16 protein-coding genes are annotated in these 22,263 nt (G+C 54.3%); 1 reads left to right on the top strand and 15 read right to left on the bottom strand.

The features are described 5' to 3' along the window. The first annotated feature begins 108 nt into the window (after positions 1-108). The gene (locus Q0778_RS05235) at positions 109-10,695 is read left to right on the top strand and encodes a LysM peptidoglycan-binding domain-containing protein (protein ID WP_298334529.1); all 10,587 of its coding nucleotides are present in this window, start codon (positions 109-111) and stop codon (positions 10,693-10,695) included. Positions 10,696-11,545: 850 nt separating this feature from the next. Here Q0778_RS05235 and Q0778_RS05230 read toward each other — a convergent pair. From Q0778_RS05230 to Q0778_RS05160, 15 genes are all read right to left on the bottom strand, one after another. Further along, the gene (locus tag Q0778_RS05230) at positions 11,546-12,850 is read right to left on the bottom strand and encodes a hypothetical protein (protein ID WP_298334528.1); all 1,305 of its coding nucleotides are present in this window, start codon (positions 12,848-12,850) and stop codon (positions 11,546-11,548) included. Positions 12,851-12,908: 58 nt separating this feature from the next. Continuing rightward, positions 12,909-13,250: a hypothetical protein gene (locus tag Q0778_RS05225; RefSeq protein WP_298303589.1), complete on the bottom strand. Its 342-nt coding sequence runs from the start codon at positions 13,248-13,250 to the stop codon at positions 12,909-12,911. A 63-nt stretch (positions 13,251-13,313) separates the two neighbouring features. Then, complete coding sequence (locus Q0778_RS05220; RefSeq protein ID WP_298303591.1) at positions 13,314-13,907, bottom strand: hypothetical protein; 594 nt, start codon at positions 13,905-13,907, stop codon at positions 13,314-13,316. A gap of 14 nt (positions 13,908-13,921) precedes the next feature. Further along, positions 13,922-14,671, bottom strand: coding sequence for a sigma-70 family RNA polymerase sigma factor (locus tag Q0778_RS05215; protein WP_298303593.1), 750 nt, complete (start codon positions 14,669-14,671; stop codon positions 13,922-13,924). Then, positions 14,668-15,417 carry a flagellar type III secretion system pore protein FliP gene (fliP, locus tag Q0778_RS05210; protein WP_298303595.1) on the bottom strand — a complete coding sequence of 250 codons (750 nt, stop codon included), beginning with the start codon at positions 15,415-15,417 and terminating at the stop codon, positions 14,668-14,670. The genes Q0778_RS05215 and fliP overlap by 4 nt, the downstream gene beginning before the upstream one ends. Next, a complete protein-coding gene (locus tag Q0778_RS05205; RefSeq protein ID WP_298334526.1) occupies positions 15,414-15,812 on the bottom strand; it encodes a hypothetical protein in 399 nt (132 codons plus the stop codon). The genes fliP and Q0778_RS05205 overlap by 4 nt, the downstream gene beginning before the upstream one ends. Positions 15,813-15,833: 21 nt before the next feature. Next, entirely contained in the window at positions 15,834-16,133 is a 300-nt protein-coding gene (locus Q0778_RS05200; RefSeq protein ID WP_298303599.1) for a FliM/FliN family flagellar motor switch protein, read from the bottom strand. Continuing rightward, positions 16,130-16,879, bottom strand: coding sequence for a FliM/FliN family flagellar motor C-terminal domain-containing protein (locus Q0778_RS05195; protein WP_298303601.1), 750 nt, complete (start codon positions 16,877-16,879; stop codon positions 16,130-16,132). Before Q0778_RS05195 ends, Q0778_RS05200 begins: the two co-directional genes overlap by 4 nt. 2 nt (positions 16,880-16,881) lie before the next feature. Beyond that, entirely contained in the window at positions 16,882-18,060 is a 1,179-nt protein-coding gene (locus Q0778_RS05190) for a flagellar hook-basal body complex protein (RefSeq protein ID WP_298334524.1), read from the bottom strand. Continuing rightward, the gene (locus Q0778_RS05185) at positions 18,060-18,509 is read right to left on the bottom strand and encodes a flagellar hook capping FlgD N-terminal domain-containing protein (protein ID WP_298303605.1); all 450 of its coding nucleotides are present in this window, start codon (positions 18,507-18,509) and stop codon (positions 18,060-18,062) included. Before Q0778_RS05185 ends, Q0778_RS05190 begins: the two co-directional genes overlap by 1 nt. A 1-nt stretch (position 18,510) precedes the next feature. Then, positions 18,511-19,107 (bottom strand): hypothetical protein, encoded by a 597-nt coding sequence (locus tag Q0778_RS05180; RefSeq protein WP_298334523.1) that lies wholly within the window; start codon positions 19,105-19,107, stop codon positions 18,511-18,513. 296 nt (positions 19,108-19,403) lie between these two features. Continuing rightward, entirely contained in the window at positions 19,404-19,802 is a 399-nt protein-coding gene (locus Q0778_RS05175) for a hypothetical protein (RefSeq protein ID WP_298334521.1), read from the bottom strand. Between the two features lie 41 nt (positions 19,803-19,843). Then, positions 19,844-21,118 carry a FliI/YscN family ATPase gene (locus Q0778_RS05170; protein WP_298334519.1) on the bottom strand — a complete coding sequence of 425 codons (1,275 nt, stop codon included), beginning with the start codon at positions 21,116-21,118 and terminating at the stop codon, positions 19,844-19,846. Between the two features lie 35 nt (positions 21,119-21,153). Further along, a complete protein-coding gene (locus tag Q0778_RS05165; RefSeq protein ID WP_298334517.1) occupies positions 21,154-21,870 on the bottom strand; it encodes a hypothetical protein in 717 nt (238 codons plus the stop codon). After that, positions 21,867-22,262 (bottom strand): hypothetical protein, encoded by a 396-nt coding sequence (locus Q0778_RS05160; protein ID WP_298334515.1) that lies wholly within the window; start codon positions 22,260-22,262, stop codon positions 21,867-21,869. The genes Q0778_RS05165 and Q0778_RS05160 overlap by 4 nt, the downstream gene beginning before the upstream one ends. Position 22,263 lies beyond the last annotated feature (1 nt).

The raw sequence follows: 22,263 nt of genomic DNA, 5'->3' as shown, positions 1-22,263 counted from the left end.
ATTTGGCGGCATTGCACCAACTTTCGCTAAACATTTTTGAAAGCCGTCGGACCCTCAATAAAGGGGCAACGTAGACACTGCCCTTGGAAACCGTTTTCGGAGGGGTAGATGACAGCGATTTTCACTGGCCTTGGTTCAGGTCTTGAGCGCGGTTCTTCTAACATTTTGGGTGGCGCAGGCCAGATTGGTGGCGGTACTCTTGGTCGGGCAGGTGAGAATGTCTCTGTTAATGCTGCGACTGGCAATCTGGTTATCAATCGCCGTGATGAGTTTCTCACCGGGCGCGGTCTCGATATTGCGGTCTCGCGTACCTACAACAGTCTCGCCGAGCTCCACGATGGCGACAATGGCGACCAGTGGCAGCAATCGACAACCCGCAAGGTCTTTGGTCTCACCGGAAGCCAGAACGCCAACGGCTCGACAATTAAGCGTCAGGGTGCCGATGGCTCGTCAATTACCTACAGCTGGAACTCTTCCTATGGCGCTTACGTCTCCACCGATGGGTCTGGCGCGTATGACACGCTCAAGAAAGTCGGTTCGCAATGGGTGTGGACCGATGGGACTACGCAAGTCAGCGAGACATACTCGGCTTATGGCACGAACAGTTGGCGCATCGTCAATCAGAAGGACAGCGATAACAACACTCTGACCTTCACCTATTCAGGTGCAAAGCTAAGCAAGGTCACAACCGCCAATGGTGAGTTCAGCCAGTATCACTGGTCGGGCAACAACATCACTAAGATTGTCACCAGCGCCGGCTCGACCCTGACGCGGACCTATTATTATTACGATGGCCAAAACCGTCTGACGCGGGTTGCGACGGATCTGACGGAGAAGAACAACTCGCTGGGGTCTGACCGTTATGAGGTCAATTACAGTTACGTTGGCAACTCGAAGCGGATTGCGACGATCAGCCAGACTGATGGTTCGAGCTTGGCGCTTGTCTACGATGGTTCCGGCAGGATCACCCGGCTGACGCAGACGGTTGCGGGCGGTGATACGCGGGTGACGCAGCTCGCCTACAATTCAGGCTCGACCACAGTCACGCACCCTGATGGGACAACAAACAATCTGTATTACGATGCGAAGAAGCAACTGACGCAGATCAACTTTGTTGGCCCACAATCGGGCGATCCCGTCACCACCAATATCTTCACTTATGATTCCAGTGGGAATGTAACTTCGGTTCGCGACCAGAATGGCAAGACCACCTATTTCACGTTCGACAATCGGGGCAACTCAACGTCTATCACCGATCCAGGTGGGAGGACGATCGTTAATCAGTATGACCTCAACAACAACCTCGTGCAAAGGTCGGAGCTGTTCTCCGACCTGATATCTCAGCCGGTTGAGTTTCTGACGGGCTCCTCGAATGGCTCACCATCAGGCGTGGCAGCGGTGAACGGGGAGTGGAACTTCAGCGATGGGACGGCAACACAGGCCACCAACGGCAGCGTCTGGGCCGCAATAGGCTCGCGGGCCGCGCTCACGGTACAGACCGGGCGCACCTATACGATCTCCGCCGAAATCAAGATCGACAACGCGACCTATGATGCGGCTCAAGGACCGCCATTCGGACTAGGCTTTCTAACGATGGACGACGCGTATGCGCGTGTTTCGCATCTTGCTAACTGGCCGAGCGGGAGTTTTACGAACGGCCAACTTCTCGACAATGGCTGGGTCCGAGTAGAATACTCATACACTGCGGTGGCCGCTGACAAGTTCCTTCGCCCACATTTTTACCGGCGCCCCTCGCTTGGCGGGAATGGAACAATCTCAATCCGCAATATGAGTGTTGATACCAGCGGAGAAGTCGGAGCAGGAGCTGAGGTCGAAAGCACCCGGTACGTCTATGATGGGGAGAACCATCTTCGCTATATGATTGATGGCGATGGCGGGGTGACCGAGTATCGCTATAACAGCGACGGCACGATGGCGTGGAAAATCCGTTATCCAGAGCATGCCTACGCCGTAAGTTCGACCCGTCCTTCTCTCTCCCAGATGGATAGCTGGCGCAATGGGCTGAGCAATCGTCAGTCCTCTCAGATGGTCAACTATCGCTATGATGCGCGCGGCAATCTGAGCCAGAAAGTTGATTACGGCTATGCCAATAACTCTGGCGGTGCGACCACCAATGAAGGTTATGCGCACCACTACTACACCTATGATCAAGCCGGACAGTTGCTTTCGCGCCGTACCGCTGCTCTGGGTACAGAGACATTCGTGTATGATGGCATGGGGCGCACGATTGCTTCGACCGATCTGGATGGCGGTACCACCAGCATCGTCTTCCAGGACAGCGCGACCAAGACCGTCATTACCAATGCGGCAGGCGCGGTCACCACCAATACATACAACAAGGCTGGCGAACTGATCAGCCAGACCACAAGCGGATCCTACGACCACACAGGCACGTCCTCGTACAAATACGACAAGATGGGCCGACTGCGGATGTCCACCGACGAGACCGGCTACAAAACATACTATCTCTATGACAAGCTTGGTCGCAAAGTCGCGGACATTAATCACTACGGCCATATTGCGGAGTATCGTTACGACAAGACTGGCAGGGTTAATGCCACGGTCAACTGGACCTATGGCGTCAGTTCCGCAAACCTTACGACACTGGCTGGCCCCAACAATACGCTCCAGATCGCCAATATCCGGCCAGGCAGCCACTCCTATGACGTTTGGACTTGGACTGTTTATGATGCGAAAGGGCGCGTTCTTCAGACGATTGACGGCGCCGGAGGCGTCACCAAGTTTGAGTATGACAAAGCCGATCGCCTCGTCAAAACCACCAATTACTACAACAAGCTGTCGTCATCGCAGCTGAGTAGTTTCAAGGCTTCTGCGCCAACCGCGCAAGTGCTTCCTTCAGCAAACTCGAAAGACACGGTTAGCCGCGTCTTTTATGACCGGGCAGGGCGCGTGGTCGGTGCGCTTGATGGTGAGGGTTATCTGACCGAAACGGTCTACGACAATGCGGGTCAGAAGATCCGCGAGGTCGTTTACGCCAAGAAAACCAGCTCATCTCTGTGGGCTGCTGGCACATTCAATCAGTTGCGCTCCAACGCTGGCACGACGAATTCTGCGAACCGCTCAATGTACTATGCCTATGATGGCAAAGGGCAATTGCGTTTCACAGTCGATAACGCAGGTCGGATTTCTGAGAATGTATATTGGGAAGGGACCACTTGGCATTCGGTTGGTCTGGTTCGCAAGACCATCGCCTATGCGGCGAGCATCTCCACCAGCGATTACACCTATGACGCGTTGAAAGCGAAGGCAGCTGCTGCGGCTAATGCGACCAATGACCGTGTGTCGTCCTTCACTTATAATGCGGCAGGTAAGGTTGCGACGGCGACTGACGTTGCTGGCACACGCACGACTTACACTTATGACAATCGTGGTCAGGTGAAAAAGCAAGTTTTGGGCACGGGTGCAACCGCGCGGACCACGCGCTACTGGTACACCGGTCAAGGAGACCTGCGCTTCTCTGTTGATGCTGAAGGTTATGTGAAGCGGTATGATTATGACAATGAGAACCGCCTGACACGGGAGGTGAGCTGGTCGAACAAGGTCTCCCCCAGCGATTCCACCAGTATCTCTCAGATCAGTTCCATGGCCAGCGGTGCGGGCAGCTGGGCCGATGTGCGCTATACCTATGATGCTGCTGGCCGGCGCAACTCCATGTACGATGGTGAGGGCAATCGGACCGTTTGGGGGTGGCACCGCACGGGGTTATTGGCTGACGAATATGTTGGCTACACCGACTCCAACGGCGCTACCACTGACCGTAGCCGCACACACCATGTTTATGACGGTGCAGGCCAGCTCATCAGGAAATATGAGGCGCATGGCACCTCAGAGGTTGCGGTACCGCACTACGGTTACGATGGTCTCGGAAATCTTACAACTCTACGGGATGCTAACGGCAAATATACATATTACACCCACGATGAGGTTGGCCGTGTCCTAACCGAAACGAACCCCGAAGGTGGCGTAACCCGGTACGAGTACAACGCTTTTGGCGAAGTGGTGAAGACCACCGATCCGCGCGGGCATTCGACCTATACGTATTACGACAACCTTGGCCGCGTCACGAAAACGCGTGATGCTGAGAATTATATCACGGAGACCACCTACACCCAGTTTGGTGAGATTAAGACGGTTACGCGTCGATATAATCGTACGACAAGCGCGGTTAGCACGACGACTCCGCCAAGTGTTTCGGGCCACTCCAAAGATGCGGTTACCCGCTTTGAATATGACAAGCGCGGTCTCGTCACCAAGACGACTGATGCCGAGGGTAACTTCGAGACCTACACTTATGATGCCTATGGCAACCGTGTAACCGCGCGGGCGAAGTCTTCGACCACTTCCAAGGTTGCAGGCGGCACTACCACCTACACCTATGACAAGCGTGGGCTTTTGCTATCTGAGCGGCTTCCTGTCCCATCGTACAACAATGCTGGTTCGGCGGTCTCTTCGACGGTTACCAACCGTTATGAGTATGATGCGCGCGGCAATCGCACGAAGATGATCGAGGCCTCTGGTCTCGCCGAACAGCGCACGACTCAATATGTCTATGACAAGGCAAATCGTCTGAAAGAGACGATCGGCCAAACCTTCCTCGGCAAAACCCCGCGCGAGTACATCTATTATGATGCGCGCGGGAATGTCACCGAGACGAAAGATGCAGGCGGTGGCCGGACACTCTTCTTCTACGATGATCTGAACCGCAAAGTGGTCGAGATCAATGCGGTCGGCACCTACACTCGTTACACTTATGACAAGAACAGCAATGTCACGCAGGTGCGGGTCTATGACAATGCTGTTGGCCTGCCATCGGGTGGCGGGGCCTTGGCCGAAGCTCCGGGAGCCCCATCTGGCGGTTCGCGGGTCACCAACTTCACCTATGACAATCTCAACCGTCTGAAAACAAGCTCGATTACGGGCGCGCGCACCGGTTATTGGAATGGCTCAAGCTGGGTCACCACCACCAGTGCAATAACCACGACGTACACTTACGATGCCAATGGCAATGTGGTGAAGCTGACCGACCCCAATGGGAATACGGTCTGGAATTATTACGACAAGGCCGGCCGCAAGACCGCAATGGTGGATGGTGAACGCTACATCACCAAATACATTTACGACACCAATGGAAATGTCACGCATGAGCGCCGCTATGTGAACCGGGCCGCAACGCCAACCAGCACAACCACACCGCCTTCGGTTAGTGGCAATAACAGCCTCGATCGCATGACGGACTTCACTTATGATCGCAACGGCAACCGCCTAACCGAGCAGCGGCGCAGTCTCCTAGTTTTCAACACCAGCAACAATCAACACAAGACCGTCACTGCGACCATCTCGTACCTCTACAACGGTCTGGGCCAAGTCACTAGCAAAACCGAGGCTACGGGCGAGCAGACCAATTACGTCTACGATGCTGGCGGGCGTCTGACGCAAGAAAAGCGGGCTACCTTTGCCTCGTATAGCGGCAATGTCACTCCGATTGTCGACTACTATTATAACGGTGTAGGTGATCTTGCCCGGACGCGGGCCAGGGGCCAGAGTGGTGTCTCTGAGCGGGTCACTCGCTACACCTATGACGGTGGCAAGCTGCGCACGATGATCGATGCAGAGGGCTTCACGCGCATCTATTGGTATCACCAATCAGGCCTACAGAGCCATGAGTACTATAAACGTGTTAAGTCTGATGGGACTTTTGCTGCCAACTACGATGGTGTTCGGACCGACTACGACAAGCTTGGCCGGGTGACTCAGAAATTTCAGGTCACACATAATGGATCTACTTGGGTTGATTCCGGTCCCAAGGCTATCACGACCTACAACGCGCATGGCGACGTTGCTTCGGTGGCTGTTGGCGGGCGCACCCAGACACAGAACAAATATGATGCCGCTGGCCGCCTTTGGGCCACCAACAGCGGCGATGGGATCTGGAAATACATCGGCTACGACAAGAACGGCAACCAGACGCTGGCGATCACAAGTGCCGGGTTCAACACGGCTAACCGCACGTTTGACTATATCCGCGGGCAGATCGGCCGCAGCGATGTCAACGCAACCTACACGCAATATGACAAGCGAAATCTTGCAACCAAGGTTGTAGAAGAAGGTCGTCAGAACAGAGGCACGACGTCGACCCTTACCTCGACGCGGACCTACAATGCGTTTGGTGAGGTTGCGAGTGAGATCAACGCCAAGGGCGCGAAGATCGAGTACACCTACAATAATATGGGTAAGCTGATTAAAGCGGTGAACCCGACTGTCCAGATCACCAACGAGAATGGCACAACGCAGTGGATCAAGCCGACTGAAGACTATTATTATGACGCCTCTGGCCGCCTTGTGGCTTCGCGCGATGCCAATGGTACTTATGCCAACGGATCGTCGAGCAATGGTGGGGCGAAGACCGCAAGCACCGGTAAGCTGACCAAGCTCTCATTGCTTGCAGGTACGGGTTATGGCGGCAGCCAAGCGCTTGTCACCAAAGAGACTTTTGCCGACGGTGGGATCAAGCAGACCAAATATGACATTCATGGCGACGCACGCACGCTGATTGATCAACTCAATCGGACAACAACGCAATCCTTCGACAAGATGGGCCGGGTTGCGCAGGTCAATCACGCTCATGGTCTGATTGAGAATTTCGCCTATGACGGGCTTGGTCAGCAGATCAAGAAGTGGAACAATTTCCTTGTCGTAGGGGCATTTTATGATCCTTACACTGGGATCAGCAATCCGGGCACGCCCGAGGTTCAGACCACAGATTATGACACGCAAGGCCGTGTCGTGCGTCAGAAAGACTTCGGCGGAGATGTTACCACTCATACATATACTTGGGACAGCAATCTCTCGACAGGGAGCGCTGGCACCTTTGGTGGTTGGACCGAGGTCAAGACCTACGCCAATGGGCGTAGCTCGACCGAGAAGACCGATTTCTTCGGCCGAATGGTCTCCAAGAACGATCTTGGCAGTCGCACCACGAGCTACACTTATGATGTCGCTGGGCGTTTGCGCACAAGCTCGGTGAGCGGGCTGACGACCACGTTCAACTATTTCAACACGGGACAGCACTCCAGCATTGTGACTGCTTCGGCAACTGCTGGGCAGACAAACACCAATTGGACCCGCGAGACCGCCAGCTACACATATGACCAGCTCGGCCAACGTCTGACGGAGCATCTGCGCAAGGAGAACGCGGCTTATACGCCCGGCCAGACAATTTATTGGAATCCCTATGAACCGGACTTTATTCCGCCCAGTTACATCGTAACCAACGTCGTATTGAAGAATGCGAATGCGACCTACGACCAGCTCGGCAGGGTCACCAATTGGTCTGAGGCAGGGTCTTCGATCTCACCTGCCGCAAGCACTGCGTACAAGTATGATGCAGTTGGTAATATTCGCCGAACCACCGCAACCTACAAGAACCTAGATGCCAATGGGAATCCCACTGGCAATATCACTAAGGACTACTGGTTCCGCTACGACAATATGAACCGCGTGGTCATTGATCGTGGGGTGCGTTCAGGCAGCACTATCGTTCGCGGTAATGGCGCAGCCTATGCCAATGGCAGTATCGATACCGGCAAGGAGATCCTCTACAACAAGGCGGGCGAGCGCACGGCTGTGCTCACCACGAAATACACCGCAGGGTATTACTTTAAGGGGGCGGGCTTCCCTGGCTCATTCAGCGAGCAGCGCGAGAGCTACACCTATGATGTTGGCGGTCGTCTAACCCAAATCGCGGTCTCAACCGGCGCCCCTGTTACGGAAACAGCCTTTGGTAGCGGCACGCCTTCAGGCACCATTCCAGCCGCACCTGTCAACGGCACGCGGCGCTCTACATTTGCTTATGACCTCATGGGCCGCCAACTTACCCAAACGGATTATGCAGCCGATGGCACAACCATCGTCTTCAGCCGTCAGGCAAGCTATGACAGCGCCAACCGCCTGACCTCTGACACGACCAACACCAAACGTGGGAATGACACCTATCGTTCGATCACGAGCTATAATTACGGTGCTGGTTCAACCTATGCGCTGGGCAGCGTCGTCTATCAGATCGGCACGAACTATAAGAACAACAATTCCAGCCAGGCCCCCAACACGCGCACAGACAACACTTTCTACTGGCGCGATGGCGCGGTGCAGGCGACCATTCGGCACAAGCCCAACAGTTCGCAATCGACGACCTACACCACAAGCTTCATCTACGATGGATTGGGCCGCCTGACGCAGGCGAATGTCGGAGATTATTACTCACAGACCGTCAAGTTTACCAATGACGAGAACGGTCAGATCATCCGCCGCGATGAAACCTCGATCGCCAACTCCACCGGAGCTCCGCATGAGGTCTGGTATCGGTTCGGTGGACGCCAGCTGGGCTATGTCGGCAATAATGGCACTGCGGACGTTTCGACCGAGAAGTCGATTCAAGAGCGCACCGCCGCACAATCAAGCGCGCCTCCCGGTGTGTTCCGCAATGGCGCGACCATCGGCAGCTCCTATGCGGACTTTGCCCAGAGCTATGATCCGCTCAACAGCTACAGCCAGGGCGCAGGTGGGGGCAGCTACACCGTCAACAAGGGCGATACGCTGCAGTCGATCGCTCAGTCGGTCTATGGCGATGCAAACCTGTGGTACAAGATCGCCCAGCAAAACGGCATTAGCGGCAATGTGCCGCTGGCCGAAGGCATGCGCATCAACCTGCCGACGGGCGTTGTAAAATCGGCGCATAACTCAGGAACCGTATCGCCATACAATCCAGGCGAAGCCATTGGTGACCTGACGCCAACAACAACTGCGCCGCCGAAGAAAGGCAACAAGTGCGGCGTCTTTGGGGTGATTCTGCTGGCGGTTGTTGCTGTTGCCGTGACGGTGGTGACAGCCGGTGCGGCTCTGGCAGCTGTTGCGCCAAGCGTAACTGGCTTGGCCTCTGGCATCTCAACCGTCCTTGGAACCTCAGTATTCGGAGGAGCGGTCGTTGGCGGAGGCGTCATCGGAGCCCTTGGCGGAGGTGTGGCTGGTGTACTCGGTGGAATCGCAATCGGAGCGGGATCCGCGGCGGTCGGCTCGATAGTAAGTCAAGGTGTCGGTGTTGCGACTGGCATCCAAGACAAGTTCAGTTGGAAAGCCGTTGGCTTGGCAGCGCTAGGCGGTGGGATATCAACTGGAATAAATCACGTCTTTAGCGGCGGTGGTTGGCTGGCCGCGGCAGGCAGAGGTGCCGCGAGCAACGCAATCACGCAAGGCGTAGGCGTGGCGACCGGCCTTCAATCTAAGTTCGATTGGGCAGGCGTGGCAGCGGCAGGCGCTGGTGCAGCTGCGGCTCATATAGTTGGCGGAAAGTTTGCTAAAACAAGCTACGCCCAAGACGATATAGGAAACTTCATTGTCACTGAAACGTCCACAGCGGGCGGTCGGATTATGGCAGGAGCAGCCCGCGCAATAACAAGTGCTGCCGCGAGGAGCCTCGTCAATGGCACAAGTTTCGGCGATAATGTGTTGGCATCACTTCCGGATGTCGTTGCGCAGAGCATTGGTGATTTAGTAGCAGGAAAGGTTGTTTCAGAGCGAGTGATCCTTAAGCAGAATGCGGCAGCGAATATCAGTGGCAACAATTATGATATTCCCTCACGTTCTGACCTAACCAGCGGTGGTAATTTCACTAAGGCCGAAGCCGAAGCGATGTTGCTTAAGTTTGCGGATGGCACTGGAACGGTGTTTGATGCGAATTCGGGCAAGATACAGATGGATCCTGCCTTGAAGGCATATCTAGATAGCAATCCTGTGACCTCAACGGAGATAAGCGCAAGGTCAGCAGAAATTCGAAACGCGATAGCCAATGGGGATATTGACGCGTATTATGATTTTAGTAGGCCTAACAATGGTATAGCGCCCGCCGACCGATTTGATCGCCGGATGACACAACTGGGCGACGACACGCGTGCTATTGAAATTGCATTGGATCGACAAGGTCTCGCTCCCACGGCCGCCAACATCACAATGGTCCGCGAAGCTGCTCTCAATAATAATAAGCAATCCTATCCAAAGGGTCAGAAGAGTGACTTCAGAAGAGCTGTTCGAGATGTCAAAAGATTCGACACCCATCGAACAAGATTTGTGGAAGGACTAGCGAGGGCTTCTTTAGCAAATGATCGACTGGGCGCCTTCTCATCCAGTAGCATGAATGCGGTAGTCAACTACGGTGGTCTGCTTACATCATCGATCCAAATGAGCTTGGCAATCAATGATGGCTATTTCACGCTGAGACCGTACGTTTCGGTGTCGCCAGCGAATAGTAAAATACTTATGCGACAATACGGGTTTAGCAGCGAGTCTGAGATTGAAATGTACAAGGAATCCTTCCAGCTAAGCGATAAGAATTTCGGAGAATCTCTCGTGCACGAATTGATTCACGCAACGACAATGAATCACGAAATTCTGTCAATGCATCTGAAAAGAAATCTCTCCGGAAGAACGAATTATGATCCTAACCCCAAGCAGCACTATGATGCACGTCACACCTACACCGGTGCGGCAGGAACAGGGCAGAAAATCAACTTGCCAGCCGGATATTTCAACGAAAACCTCTACGAAGATGGCGCGGTGAATTGGTACACCAAGCAGGTGTTGAAACCATTAGGGTTGTTCTAGACTTTATGACCAAATTAGTGAGTAATATCGCGTTCTTGTTGGTGGTGCTTACATTAAGTGCCTGTACCAATGCGATAAACAGCAATCGTAGCATCGACTCCCTCGACTATGATCTTTCTCTAGTTGGTACTCCGGAAGAAGTTGGTCTGGAGTCGACTCTGATGGCTGGTGAGGCGGTTTCTTGGAGGAGAGTAACGATACTTCAAGCGGACGCCAGCTCTGATCGGCGGGTCACGTTTCTTGACCCGCGTTCACAGACTTCCGCTCTAGCAACTCGGTCAGCCCAGCCGTGTGACTTTTCGGAACCAAATGTCCGCTACCTCGTCTGGGTAAAGAAGCTAAAGCAGGGTCAGCGAATAATTGATGCAATACCCTACATCCTGGTTGCTTGTATTGAGTTGGATCGCGAGAGCTCATTTGGTTTTATAAAAGACTGAGTCAGCCTATACGCAACCGAGCTGTGATATAGTATGGTCGTGCGCCATTTCTGTCCTTTATGTCGGTCGATGCCTGCCAGTTTGGTGATCCTAGGCGGGCAAGTTTTTTTACCCCTCCACCCGCTCAGTATCCGGCAACCCAAACGGCGTCGTCGTGCCGCACGCACTCAGCTCCCAGCTTATCGTAATCCGATCCGCTGTGATGATTCCGCCCCACTAGGATTGGGCTAGGGCCGCATTTTCCTACATCCCAAATGCCTGTTATCGCCTGGGCCATGAACCAGGTTTTTTGCTTGACCAATCAATCGCTTTTCTCGATCAAAGCGCGCCCCATTAATCGAAGGGATTTTAGCCCTAAGACAGTGTCTCAAGTGTGCCAAACGGCAAAGCAAGGCTTGGGATGCCGACCGCTCTCAAACCTCAACTCGCTCAATATTTGGCAAGATAAACGGCGTAGTCCTCCCACATGGACTCCGCTCCCAGCTCACCGTAATCCTGTCTGCCGTGATAAGCCCGCCCCAATAGGTCTGGGAGGTAAGGTCCATAAACGCGGCAATACCGGTCTGAACGCCTTCTTGCGGGTACGCTTCGCCTGTTTCTGGATCGATGACAAAGGGAATGATCCACGGGGGCACGTGGTAATTGCCGGTTTCTGCTTCGATAAAGGCGGTGGTCATCTCGCTCATGCCGTAGATGCCGTTGATGTGGGGCACGCCAGTGAAGCGTTTGATCACCGCTTCCTCGTCTCCGACCGGTGATACGCCCTTGAAGCCGCCAAAATTCAGGATGCGACTGCCTTCCGCCAGCACGCCCTCAAGGCCCATCGCAAGGCCCGCTTTGGCCAAGTTATAGAGGAGCACCGGACCACCAGCGAAGACGACCTTTTGCCCGCGCCATTCACCTGTGATGCGCTCGAGCAGTTCTTCGACGCGCTTTGCATTTGCATCTCGCAAGACAAAGGATCGATCAATGATGCTTTTTACATAATCGCTGGGGGCATCGATGAACTCTTGACCAGACGCGCGCGCATTCTCGATCTGCATGACGTAAAGCTGATGATCGACGCTTTGCCGGTCGGGGATCTGCGCAAAGAAATCTGTATCATTGGCGCACAAGACCTCGCGAAGCATGTCGCCAAACGTCAGCACTCCGGACCAGCCTCCCGCATAAGCTGGCCAGACGACTTTATAATCAGGTGCCGCGCGGTCGAAACGCCCGGGCTTTGCGACTTCCGCGAGAGCCATCTGCGTATGACGGATTGAAAATTGGTGTTCCAGCTTCCCCCGCGGAATAAGGGACAACTGGCCGGTGGTGCCTGAGCTGTGTAGGAGATGCATCGCGGTATCGGTGTTCAGAGCATCAAACCAAGCATCAATGGTAGAGAAATCACGGCCGCGCATTATGCTGAGATCGTTGGTCGTGAAATTGCCAAGCCAATCGATCAGAGTGTCAAATTCTCCTTCAAAGAGAGCCTCTTGCGGGTAACTCTTAAACATCGAATGATGAAACAGGACTTTGGCTAGGTCATCGAATGATCCAATTTCGGAAACACTGCGATGCTCTGCCAACGCCGCAAGTGGTGGAAGGCGATCGACCAGATCGGCAAAGCGCCTTTTTGCCGCCGCAAGCTGGACCGGTAGTATCTCATCTGAGCTTTGGTGGTGCGCGGCGTAGAGATCGAACTTGAAGTGCTCCGCTGGGTCGTCTGCAAAACTCATTTAGATCATCCCTTATTGGAAGTCGGACTCGAGAAGTTGGGGGAGATTGAGCGCTTTTCTAAGCTTTGCCTCGTCGCAAGTTGTCCAACATGGCTCTCACTTCTCTGTCACTCGCGATGCTGTTTGCGGTGCGGTCAATTACGCTTTGAAAACCGGGTGAATTGGCCAGGCTTTCGCCAAACTCTTCGGTCAGGAGCGCGCGGACAAAGCCGCGCGTGAAATCTTCCTCAGATAGGCCCTCGATTGCTGCCAGTGCATCCACCATCTGGCGGGTACTCATGGACTTCGCTTCGGGTTTAGCCGTTTTTGAGGTTGCGTCGGCCTTTGTTCGCTTGGCCATTCGCTGGAGCTGCGCACGTATTGCGGCGATCACCTGATCCGAATTTGTGATCCGGGTCATGACATGCGCCGCCCGTAAGCGCTGGACAATGAAGGCGTGATGAGGAGCATTGCGCGCTGGCTCTTAGTGTTTAGTCGGGTTGCCGCCGAGCTGGCCCAGCAAGAGGGAGGCTGCCGAGGTTGCACTGGCATCGTCGTTGCTCTTTTTGTCCAAGGCGTTGTTCCCCCCCGCTCCGGCATCCATTTTGGCTTTCAGTTCGCGCATCAGAAGTTCGATATCCCCGTTCATGGGGAGGTTCTCCTGATTGAGGGAAATCCCATTCTCAAACTTGGCGATGGCTTCTGAAAACTCGTCACGAATGACGTGAACCATGCCTTCAACAAAGACGCGAAGATAATTGTCCTTGGGTGCTCTTAGTATCGGCCCCCAGGTGGCGAGCGCACGGTCGGCTTCGCCACTCGTTAGCTCGAAGAAGCCCAATTGATATCGGGCAATGGCGTATTCAGGGGCAATCTCGACCGCCCGGGATAGTGATTCATGGGCTTTGATATGATCTGCCTGGCCCGCAAGAATTGAGCCGCGCATGAAATGGAGACGTGGATCGTTCGGGTATTCACTCAACAGAATGTCGATTGAACCAATGTCGTCTCCATCGCTCGCGGACAGCGCGGCGACGAGCTTCTCCATTTCACTATCTGGTGCGAGTTGTTCTGCCATCGGCTTGTTGTCCTCTATCGAAACTTGGCAATCGACTTGCGCATCCGCGCGAGCGCTTTGGAGTGAATCTGAGAGATCCTTCCACGTGATAGGCCCAGGAGAGACGCGATCTCGGCAAAGCGAAGCCCTTGTTTATAATGGTAATCCATCACGCTATGTTCGGGGTCTGGAAGATTGGCAAGCTTCTCGCTGAGCGCATTTGCCATCTGCTTCCACGCTGCGCCATCAAATGCTGACGGCGCTTCGCTTGCGACGTTGTTGGCCTCTTCGTCGGCGTTGTCTTCGAGGATAAAGCCCAATGCCATCCCTACCACTACTTCGCGCAACGCTTCCATCTGCTCCTCTTCTGAACCCGTCTTGTTCTTGCGCTTCAATGAGGTAAGCCTGTCACGCTCAGCGCGTTTGCGAGCATTGAACGAAGCGCGCGCTTCCGTCGCTTTTGCAAGCGCGTTGCGGATAGCGCCTCTTATGCGAGGCCTTGCATAAATCGTAAATGCGATACCGCGATCTGGGTCAAAACGCTCAATTGATGCAAGTAATGCCTCATAAGCCTCGTGCACACAGTCAGAGCTTTCAAGGCCCATACCAACGATACGGCCAAATTCCTTTAATGCCGTGCGCCGAGTGAATTCTCGGTAACGCGCAAATAGGGCTTTTCGTGCGTCGCCAGGTGCGGTTGAGCGTAAGCGGCGCCACTCGGCTGCCTCTTCGCGCTGGTCATCAATCAACAAGCGCAAGCCGTCGCCCGACCTCAGTGCCGTCACACGAAGCTCCCTATCAAGCCCTGGAGCACGAGGCTCCAACCATCGATCAGGACAAACATCAGCACTTTGATTGGCAATGATATGGTCTGTGGTGGAACCATCATCATACCAAGCGACAAGAGAATTGAGGCCACCACGAGATCAATCAGAAGGAACGGCAGCATAATCACAAAACCGATGGTGAATGCGACGCGCAGTTCGTTCATCACAAAGGCAGGGATGAGTTTTAAGATCTCGATGTCGTCTGCGGTCTCCGGCAATGGCGTACGCGAGATCGAATAGACCATCTCAATATCGCTCTCTCTCGTATGACGAAGCATGAATTCCTTCATCGGCTCGGATGCGTTCTCAAGCGATTGGGTGGTCGTTGCGCTGCCATCAAGAAAAGGTGTGAGCGCTTCATCATTCACCCTGTCAAAAGTTGGCCCCATCAAGAACGCACTCATAAACAGAGCAAGGCTCACCAATACGATATTGGGCGGTGTTTGAGGCATGCCGAAGGCGTGACGCACCATGGCGAGAACAATGACGATGCGAATGAAGCTGGTTGTGCTGACGATGAGAGCCGGGATTACAGCCAACAAGCCCAGCAGCAGTGCGGTACGTGTTACTTCGGTTTCGCCAGCCGTGCTGGGAGCAATCACGGGTCCTACCGCTTCCGCGAGGGGCGAGGTCGCAGCCAGCACGGACGAAGGCAGCGCAAGGCTCATCAGTGCGACGGCCAAAAGACTTGCGAACCGGATCATTTCGCATCCCCATGGGAAGCAGGAGAATCTGTCGTGCCAACGGTGTATCGATCTATTACCGTCGCGCCGCTTTGGGAGATATGCAACAGATAGCGCTGCTCGTCGCGCGCAAGCACAATAATCTGGCTTGAAGGGCCTGTCGCCAAACGGTTTATGATCGCGAGCTTTTCTTGCGCCGGGTCCGGCACAATGCCTGCACTTGTAATCGGATTGGTAAAGCGATCAGGCAAAAACGGAAGCCCATAGCGAATGCGCAAGAAGCCCACCGCCGCAAAGGCAAGGAATATGCACAAGATCATCACCAGAGCGATCCGAATCCAGGGGATGTCTGGTGCACTGCCTTGGAACGAGCCCAAGGACATCAGAGTAGCGGTTGAGATGATTGAATTGCCCATTCTTACCTTAGGTCCGCTTGCTCAACCTATCTCTGTCAGCCGGATCGCGAAGCGGTCATCAACGGTCACGATTTCGCCGCGAGCAATGGTCTTGCCGTTGACCCGGATATCAACCGGGTCAACTGGAGTGCGGTTGAGGGTGATCACATCGCCTTTGGACAGTTTGGAAAGCTGGCCAATCGTCATCTCGCCCGAGCCAAGGAGGGCTTCGCAATCGACAGACACGTGATCGACAAGTTCCACCGGGTCAGTGCTTTTCGCGTTATTTCCGGGAGTCTTGGATCCCTCTTTTTCGGGTGTATTTTCAGAGTCTTGTGTCATTTTTCTTCCTGAAATTCCAAAGTGTATTGTGTGCCGGTTTCGCTGATCACGAAGGCAAGTGAGGAGCGCTGTCCCTCAATAATCAACTCGGCCGTGTCGTCGGGCTTTGTATCGAGGAGAAGCAAGTCTCCCTTCTCGAGACCGGCCAACTCTTTGAGCGTTATCGCTGCTGACCCGAGCCGGGCTGAAACGCCGACAGTGAGTTCATCAATAGCTTTTGTTGCGCTTTCCAATTCGCAGCGTTGTTGCGTCGTGGGATACGTTGCGCCCGTAATCATAACGAGCTGCGGGAGCGAGCACTCAAGCGCGATTTGCGCCTTGCCTAACGGCCCGATGAGGAGCGAGAAGACGCGCGGAAATATGGTAGAGAACCGAGATGTTGAGGCGTCTGCTTCTTGAGGAAGGAAGTCGGCAATCCGCTTTTCCAAATCGCTCAAGGCACGCTTTCCGAGCTTGGTGGCCAGATCCTTGTCTTCGCTGGTAGACAGTGTCTCTTCCTCGGCACCAAGGATGGCCAACGCCAGTGCAATTACTGCGTCCGGTTTCCCCGTTAGCTCAAGCCCTTTTGCTCGGCCCAAAGTCTTGTGGTCTTGTGACATTTGCGGGGACGCTTCGTCCCAGTTGCCAAGCGCTTGCCACGGCGAAGTTTTGAACCAATCTGCAGCCCAGCCTTGCACCACATCTGAAATCGGCTGCGCTGCTCTGCGCGTGGTGAGGCAGGCATCAGGTAACCAAGCTTGCATCATCCCTAGCCCTGCCCACGAATGCCGAACAACTGTTGGATCATATCGTTGGAGACCGAGATGATCTGGCTGCTCGCTTGGAAGCCACGCTGGATCAGGATAAGGTCGCCGAACTGGTTGCCCAGATCAACGTTCGAAGCCTCGAGCCTTCGTGACAGGATTGATCCTACGCGTGTGTCTTCTGCACCCAAGAACTGGACTTGGCCAAAGCCATTGAACTCAAAAAGTGCATTGCCACGTTGCTCCAACGATTGCGGATCGCGAAAATCAGCAAGGGCGACCGATCCAAGTTCGAGCGTTTCTTCGTTGGTATATGTGATTTCCAACTGGCCTTGTTCATTGACAGCAAGAGTTGCCAATGAACCAGTGCTGTGCCCTTCCACATCGCTCGCACGCAATGAGGACACCGTTCCGGATGAGAAGCTTGTGACGCCCTCGGAAAAATCGAATGTTACGCTGAGGCCTTCATCTTCATCTTCGAAGGAGAGTTCTGTTGTATCGCCAGACACTTCACCATTCGCAAATATCAACGTCTCGCTGCCCAGCTCTGTGCCCGATCCATTTGTGACAGTGACGGTCCAGGTGTCCACTTCATCCTGATCGCGTTCAAATTGAACCGTCCAATTATTCTCCTCCCCATTGGGGCCAAAAACGGTGAGATCGGGAATTGTGAAATCGTCGGCTGTAGATGAGAGGTTATCGGCAAATGTCACACGAGTGGTGGCTTCAGGAGGATCGGTGCGAAATTCATCGATATTAAGCTCTTTTGGACGGCCTTCCTCATCAAGCACGCCAAGGCGGAAATCTGTATTCTGGAGAACAATGAACCCTTCGTCATCGACGACGAAGCTACCGGTTCGCGCGAAGAATTGTTGATCGCCATCGATTAGAACAAAGAAACCATTACCATCGATCGACAGGTCAAGATCGCGACCGGTCTGGCGTAGTTCACCCTGACTAAAGTTAATCGATAACTCGTCCAGACTCACGCCGTAGCCGCTTCCTTTGGGTGAATTGCCAAATTCAAGCCCACCCTGGCTACCAGCGCCGAAGACGTTCTGAAACGTTACGTCATTGGCCTTGAATCCCACTGTATTCAGGTTGCTGACATTGTTGCTGACCGCTTGCAGGCCATCGGAATAGGACCCAAGCCCAGACAGCCCAATATAGATTGCTCCAAACATTATGGGGTCTCCCTGATTTGTGAAATATTTGCGAGAGGCAGTCCGCTGATCGTCTGCCCCGTTGGTGTTTCAAGAGTGATGGTTCCGGTCCCGTCTTCAAACGCGACTGCGCGTACAACGCCGCTTATGGTGCTGGCACCCGCCGATACGTCGACCGTCTGGCCAAGCACGGCCGAGCCTTGGCTGGTAGTTTGTGCAGCGACCAGACGTTCAAGATTGTCGTTGGTCTCTTGGCTGAGTTGGATCTGTGAGAACTGCGCCAGCTGAGAGACAAATTCAAAGTTGTCCATTGGTTCCAACGGATCTTGGAAAGTCAGCTGCGTAAGCACGATCTGGAGAAGGCTTTCGAAGCTCAGGCCAAACTGATCAGTCGCGCTCCCCGGATCGACCGCAGGGGTCTGAGGTTGATTGACGGGTGAGCCGGGGCCAATGGGCGGTGCTTCTTGCATTTTATCTTTGGCCTTCCTGTTCGAAGACCTCGAGAGGCTTTGAAGGCAGTCCGAATTCGGAAAGTCCGCTGCGCACTGCGCGCATGACTTGGTCGCGCTGCTGTTCGCTGAGGCGTGCGCCCCTTATCATCACACGGTATTCCGATGGACTTGCGAGCAATTGGGCAAATGCTGAATTTTGTGCAGACCACATTTGTAGAGATTGTATTGGCGCGGCGTTAGCTGTTCTGGATGCAGCACGTGTGCTTTGCTCTTGCCCAGCGCTCGCTTTGGCCGAACTACTCCCAATTTGCGCTAGACCAGGTGCAGCAACTTGCGCGGATTGAAGACCTGACGTCGCCGCGATTGCATATCCAGGCACAGGCGTTGTTCGAGTAGCTGCTGGTTCGAAGAGGCCTGCTGGTGTCGCGTTCGAGTATTGGTTGAACACCCTATGGCCGTCTATAATGCCAAATGAGCCGACAATTTCCGCGCGCATGGCAGCGAACTCGGGGCTATCGATCCCATTGATCGGAGCAGAAATGGTTTCAGGAGTATGGCTAAAGGAAGCAGGGCCCACAATTGGGCGAGCGCTAAAGGCAATCGCATTGTCACTCACATCTGGAGCTGCTCTGTAACTCGCCTGATCTTCAAGCATCGTTGGTGAATTCAGCCCAACTTGGGCGCCAGCCTCATCGCGATTGACGGCGCTTTGAGAGATGCTCGGAGGGACGCTCTGGCTAGTTCCTCGGCTTTCTTGAGTTTGTTCAGCCCGATTTTTGCCCTGCGCGTCGCCATTCAAGAACGCCGCAAATTTACTTCCACTGCCCCCGTTTCGCTCGGCCCTCTGCGGCTGCGGTGCTGCTTGCGTGGTTCCGAAGGGGCTATGTTTTGGAGGAAGCCATCCGATATTACTCATGCTTGAGTTCCCTTTGACGCGGCTACTTGAGAGAGAAATTCGCGCGCTGCGCCATCCTCTTTCTTGCGGCGTTCCTTGCGCAATACCGCGCAATAGCGATCAGCGAGGTGTTCTGACTGTCGCTCTGCCTTGATGCGGTTTTGTCTTGCGGTGGTCTCTTTGTCTTTTGCATCAGCGTGCACCTCACGTCGCTTCTGAAGCTTAGTTTCGGTGTTGGTTATCAGCTGAGAGAAGATCTGAAATTGCTCGATCTGGAATTTGCCCTGCGCCGCATAGTGGTCAAGCGCATGATACTGGGCTGTAAGCTCTGCTTCGGCATCGCTGGACGCCTTAGCTGCGGTTCTTTCCTCACAAACAGCACGAGCATGCTCGGCTTTGCTTTGTTGCTCACGCAAGGATTGGAGCCTTCTTAGGTCGGCTAATGTTTGAGAAGAGGTCACAGTGAGGCACCCCCAATCAAACACTGCTGCAAAGCTCCGTCACTCGCAGAAAGAGAGCTCGGCGAAGCGCCCGATTGCATTAGAAATTGCTGGATCTTTGGCCAAAGGGAAACAGCACGGTCGATTTCTTCACTTCCACCGGATTGGTAAATGCCACTTTCAATCATGGCACGGGCTTCCTCAAAGACCGCTACATTTGCCTTTAGGTTCCGCGCGCTTTCTTGTTGTTTAGAATCAAGAACCTGATCGGCCACTCGGCTGATTGAGGCGCGAACGTCTATCGCGGGGAAATGTCCTCGTTCTGCCAGTTTTCGGGAAAGGACAATATGTCCGTCGAGTAAGGAACGCATGGTCTCGACGATAGGGTCATCGACATCATCGGTTTCGCTCAGCACAGTAAAGACTGCAGTTATCGCACCCTTGCCTGCAATCGCACCGCACCGTTCGACGAAATCGGGAAGGGCGGTAAATACATTTGGAGTGTAAGATCGCAGTGCCGGCGGCTCTCCTGCAGCGAGACCAATATCGCGCAAGGCCATGGCAAGGCGCGTTACTGAGTCCACAAAAAGCACGACGTGCTCACCCCGTTCACGCCAGTATTCGCACAATGCCAGCGCCTGCTTCATGGCGCGAATGCGCACACTTGGTGCTTCATCGGACGTTGCGGCGACCAATGTGACGGGGACCTTGCTATCGGCCTCCGTGTTGATATTCCAGAGGCGCTCCACCTCGCGACCGCGTTCACCAATGAGGCAGATGACCACCTTGTCACAGGCTACTCTTGAGGAGAGCTGCTCGACTAAAGTCGTCTTGCCCACACCGCTTGCTGCGAAGATCCCAATGCGTTGTCCTTCAGCAAGAGGCAAAAGCGTGTCGATAGCGCGGATGCCCGTTTCTACTCTCTTGGCGACGATCGTTTTGGCCATGCTTGTTTGGCCGGCGCGCAGCGGTGTCTTAGTTGCAAGAATGCTCGGTTTGTCATCAATTGGTTCGCCAAACGCATTGACTGCCCGGCCTTCGAATTGATCACCCACCGCAAAATCTGAATGGTCGCGGTTGAGGGTGACCGTGCCGCCCGGACGAACTTCCTGCATATCGCCAAGCGGGACCATCTCAACCCGGCCTTCTTCCACCGCAACAACTTCGGCCAAGGGAGGAGACTCGTTGGTGCCAATCGAGCAGACATCGCCAACCTGACAAAGCGGCCCATTTGCGCTGAACGATTTCTGCCCAATCGCGATGATTTGCCCAGTGAAATCGGCGAATTGCACTGCTTTGGCAGTTTCAAGGAGGGCGCTCGCTCTTATCATCTTTGCTCAGGACTTTGCACTGCTCGATCAAGGAAGCCGATTGCGCTTCCAAGCTGCCGATCGATGGACGCGTCGAGCGAGCCGAGTTTCAAATCGAAAAAGCAAGCGCCTGATTTCAGGTCCGACTGCGACACTATTTCGACGCTTGGGAACTCTTGGGATAGGGCATCAAGCGCACCCTTGTCGGGAAAGTCATCAGCTGACACGCGCAACCCAAGGACTGAGCCCGCCGCGAGTTCACTTTTCCAATGTGTCGCTGCACTCACCACATGTGCAGGCATCTCAAACCTGTTGCCAAGGATGTTGCCAAGAATTGCCCGGCTTATTGCGATGCCAGCCTCGACTTGGTTGTTGAGACTCTCTTTGAGACCCTTTTCGCTTTGCGAAAGGCTTGCTTTCAGCAGTTCTATGGCCTCCTCGGACTTTGAATCTGCGGCTTTCTCCCCGGCTTTGAATCCTTCCTTATAAGCCGCGGACTCTGCGGCGGTTATCTCCTTCTCCTTTTCACTTAGCGCTTTTTCAAGCGCAGCAATCTGGTCAAGGAAATGGTCCTCTTTCGCCAATGACTGGTCCTGTGATGGCGCAACGCCCACCGCAGTCTTTGCCTCGATAGGCTTGCTGACTGCTTCTGGCGGCAAATCGCGGACAGGTGCGCTAAACTCGTAATTCTGTGTTACGGAGTTTGTTGAGTGCGCTGCTTTCACGATGCTCATGCGCGCTGCCCCCCATTGGTGGCGAGCCATTTATTGACCCGTTCAACCATGCCGCGCCAACCGGTGCGCGGTATGTTCATGCCTGAACCGACTTTGGCTGAATGAATTTCCCAAAGCGCATTGGAGCAGGTTTGGCTCATGCCAATTGGCGCGCTGTTTTGGGATTTCTCGACGAGTGACGCGAGCCAGGGAGAGTAGCCAAGGAATTGTCGATCAATGCGCTTCTGGCGCTCTTCTTCGAGGCGCTCAGCTTCGATAAACTGATCGAGTGCGTTCTCAGCGCCGATACGCTCGTCGGCTGACATTCTGCCAAGCACGGCCTCTCTGTCTTTTTCGCTCAGCGCTGAAAGCCGTTCAATCAGTTGCGTGGTCTGGTCTTGCGCTTCATCCATC

The organism is uncultured Erythrobacter sp., from assembly GCF_947502395.1.
Taxonomy (GTDB): Bacteria; Pseudomonadota; Alphaproteobacteria; order Sphingomonadales; family Sphingomonadaceae; genus Erythrobacter.
The sequence above is the reverse complement of the archived record's forward strand: the minus strand, read 5'-3'. Positions and strand labels throughout refer to the sequence as shown.

Excerpts from the sequence above, each read along its gene's own strand:
- Q0778_RS05165 (WP_298334517.1), bottom strand. The coding sequence starts at position 21,870 with ATGAGCATCGTGAAAGCAGCGCACTCAACAAACTCCGTAACACAGAAT.
- Q0778_RS05190 (WP_298334524.1), bottom strand. The coding sequence starts at position 18,060 with ATGTTTGGAGCAATCTATATTGGGCTGTCTGGGCTTGGGTCCTATTCC.
- Q0778_RS05160 (WP_298334515.1), bottom strand. The coding sequence starts at position 22,262 with ATGGATGAAGCGCAAGACCAGACCACGCAACTGATTGAACGGCTTTCA.
- Q0778_RS05235 (WP_298334529.1), top strand. The coding sequence starts at position 109 with ATGACAGCGATTTTCACTGGCCTTGGTTCAGGTCTTGAGCGCGGTTCT.
- Q0778_RS05225 (WP_298303589.1), bottom strand. The coding sequence starts at position 13,250 with ATGACCCGGATCACAAATTCGGATCAGGTGATCGCCGCAATACGTGCG.
- fliP (WP_298303595.1), bottom strand. The coding sequence starts at position 15,417 with ATGATCCGGTTCGCAAGTCTTTTGGCCGTCGCACTGATGAGCCTTGCG.
- Q0778_RS05185 (WP_298303605.1), bottom strand. The coding sequence starts at position 18,509 with ATGCAAGAAGCACCGCCCATTGGCCCCGGCTCACCCGTCAATCAACCT.
- Q0778_RS05200 (WP_298303599.1), bottom strand. The coding sequence starts at position 16,133 with ATGACACAAGACTCTGAAAATACACCCGAAAAAGAGGGATCCAAGACT.
- Q0778_RS05220 (WP_298303591.1), bottom strand. The coding sequence starts at position 13,907 with ATGGCAGAACAACTCGCACCAGATAGTGAAATGGAGAAGCTCGTCGCC.
- Q0778_RS05230 (WP_298334528.1), bottom strand. The coding sequence starts at position 12,850 with ATGAGTTTTGCAGACGACCCAGCGGAGCACTTCAAGTTCGATCTCTAC.
- Q0778_RS05205 (WP_298334526.1), bottom strand. The coding sequence starts at position 15,812 with ATGGGCAATTCAATCATCTCAACCGCTACTCTGATGTCCTTGGGCTCG.
- Q0778_RS05195 (WP_298303601.1), bottom strand. The coding sequence starts at position 16,879 with ATGATGCAAGCTTGGTTACCTGATGCCTGCCTCACCACGCGCAGAGCA.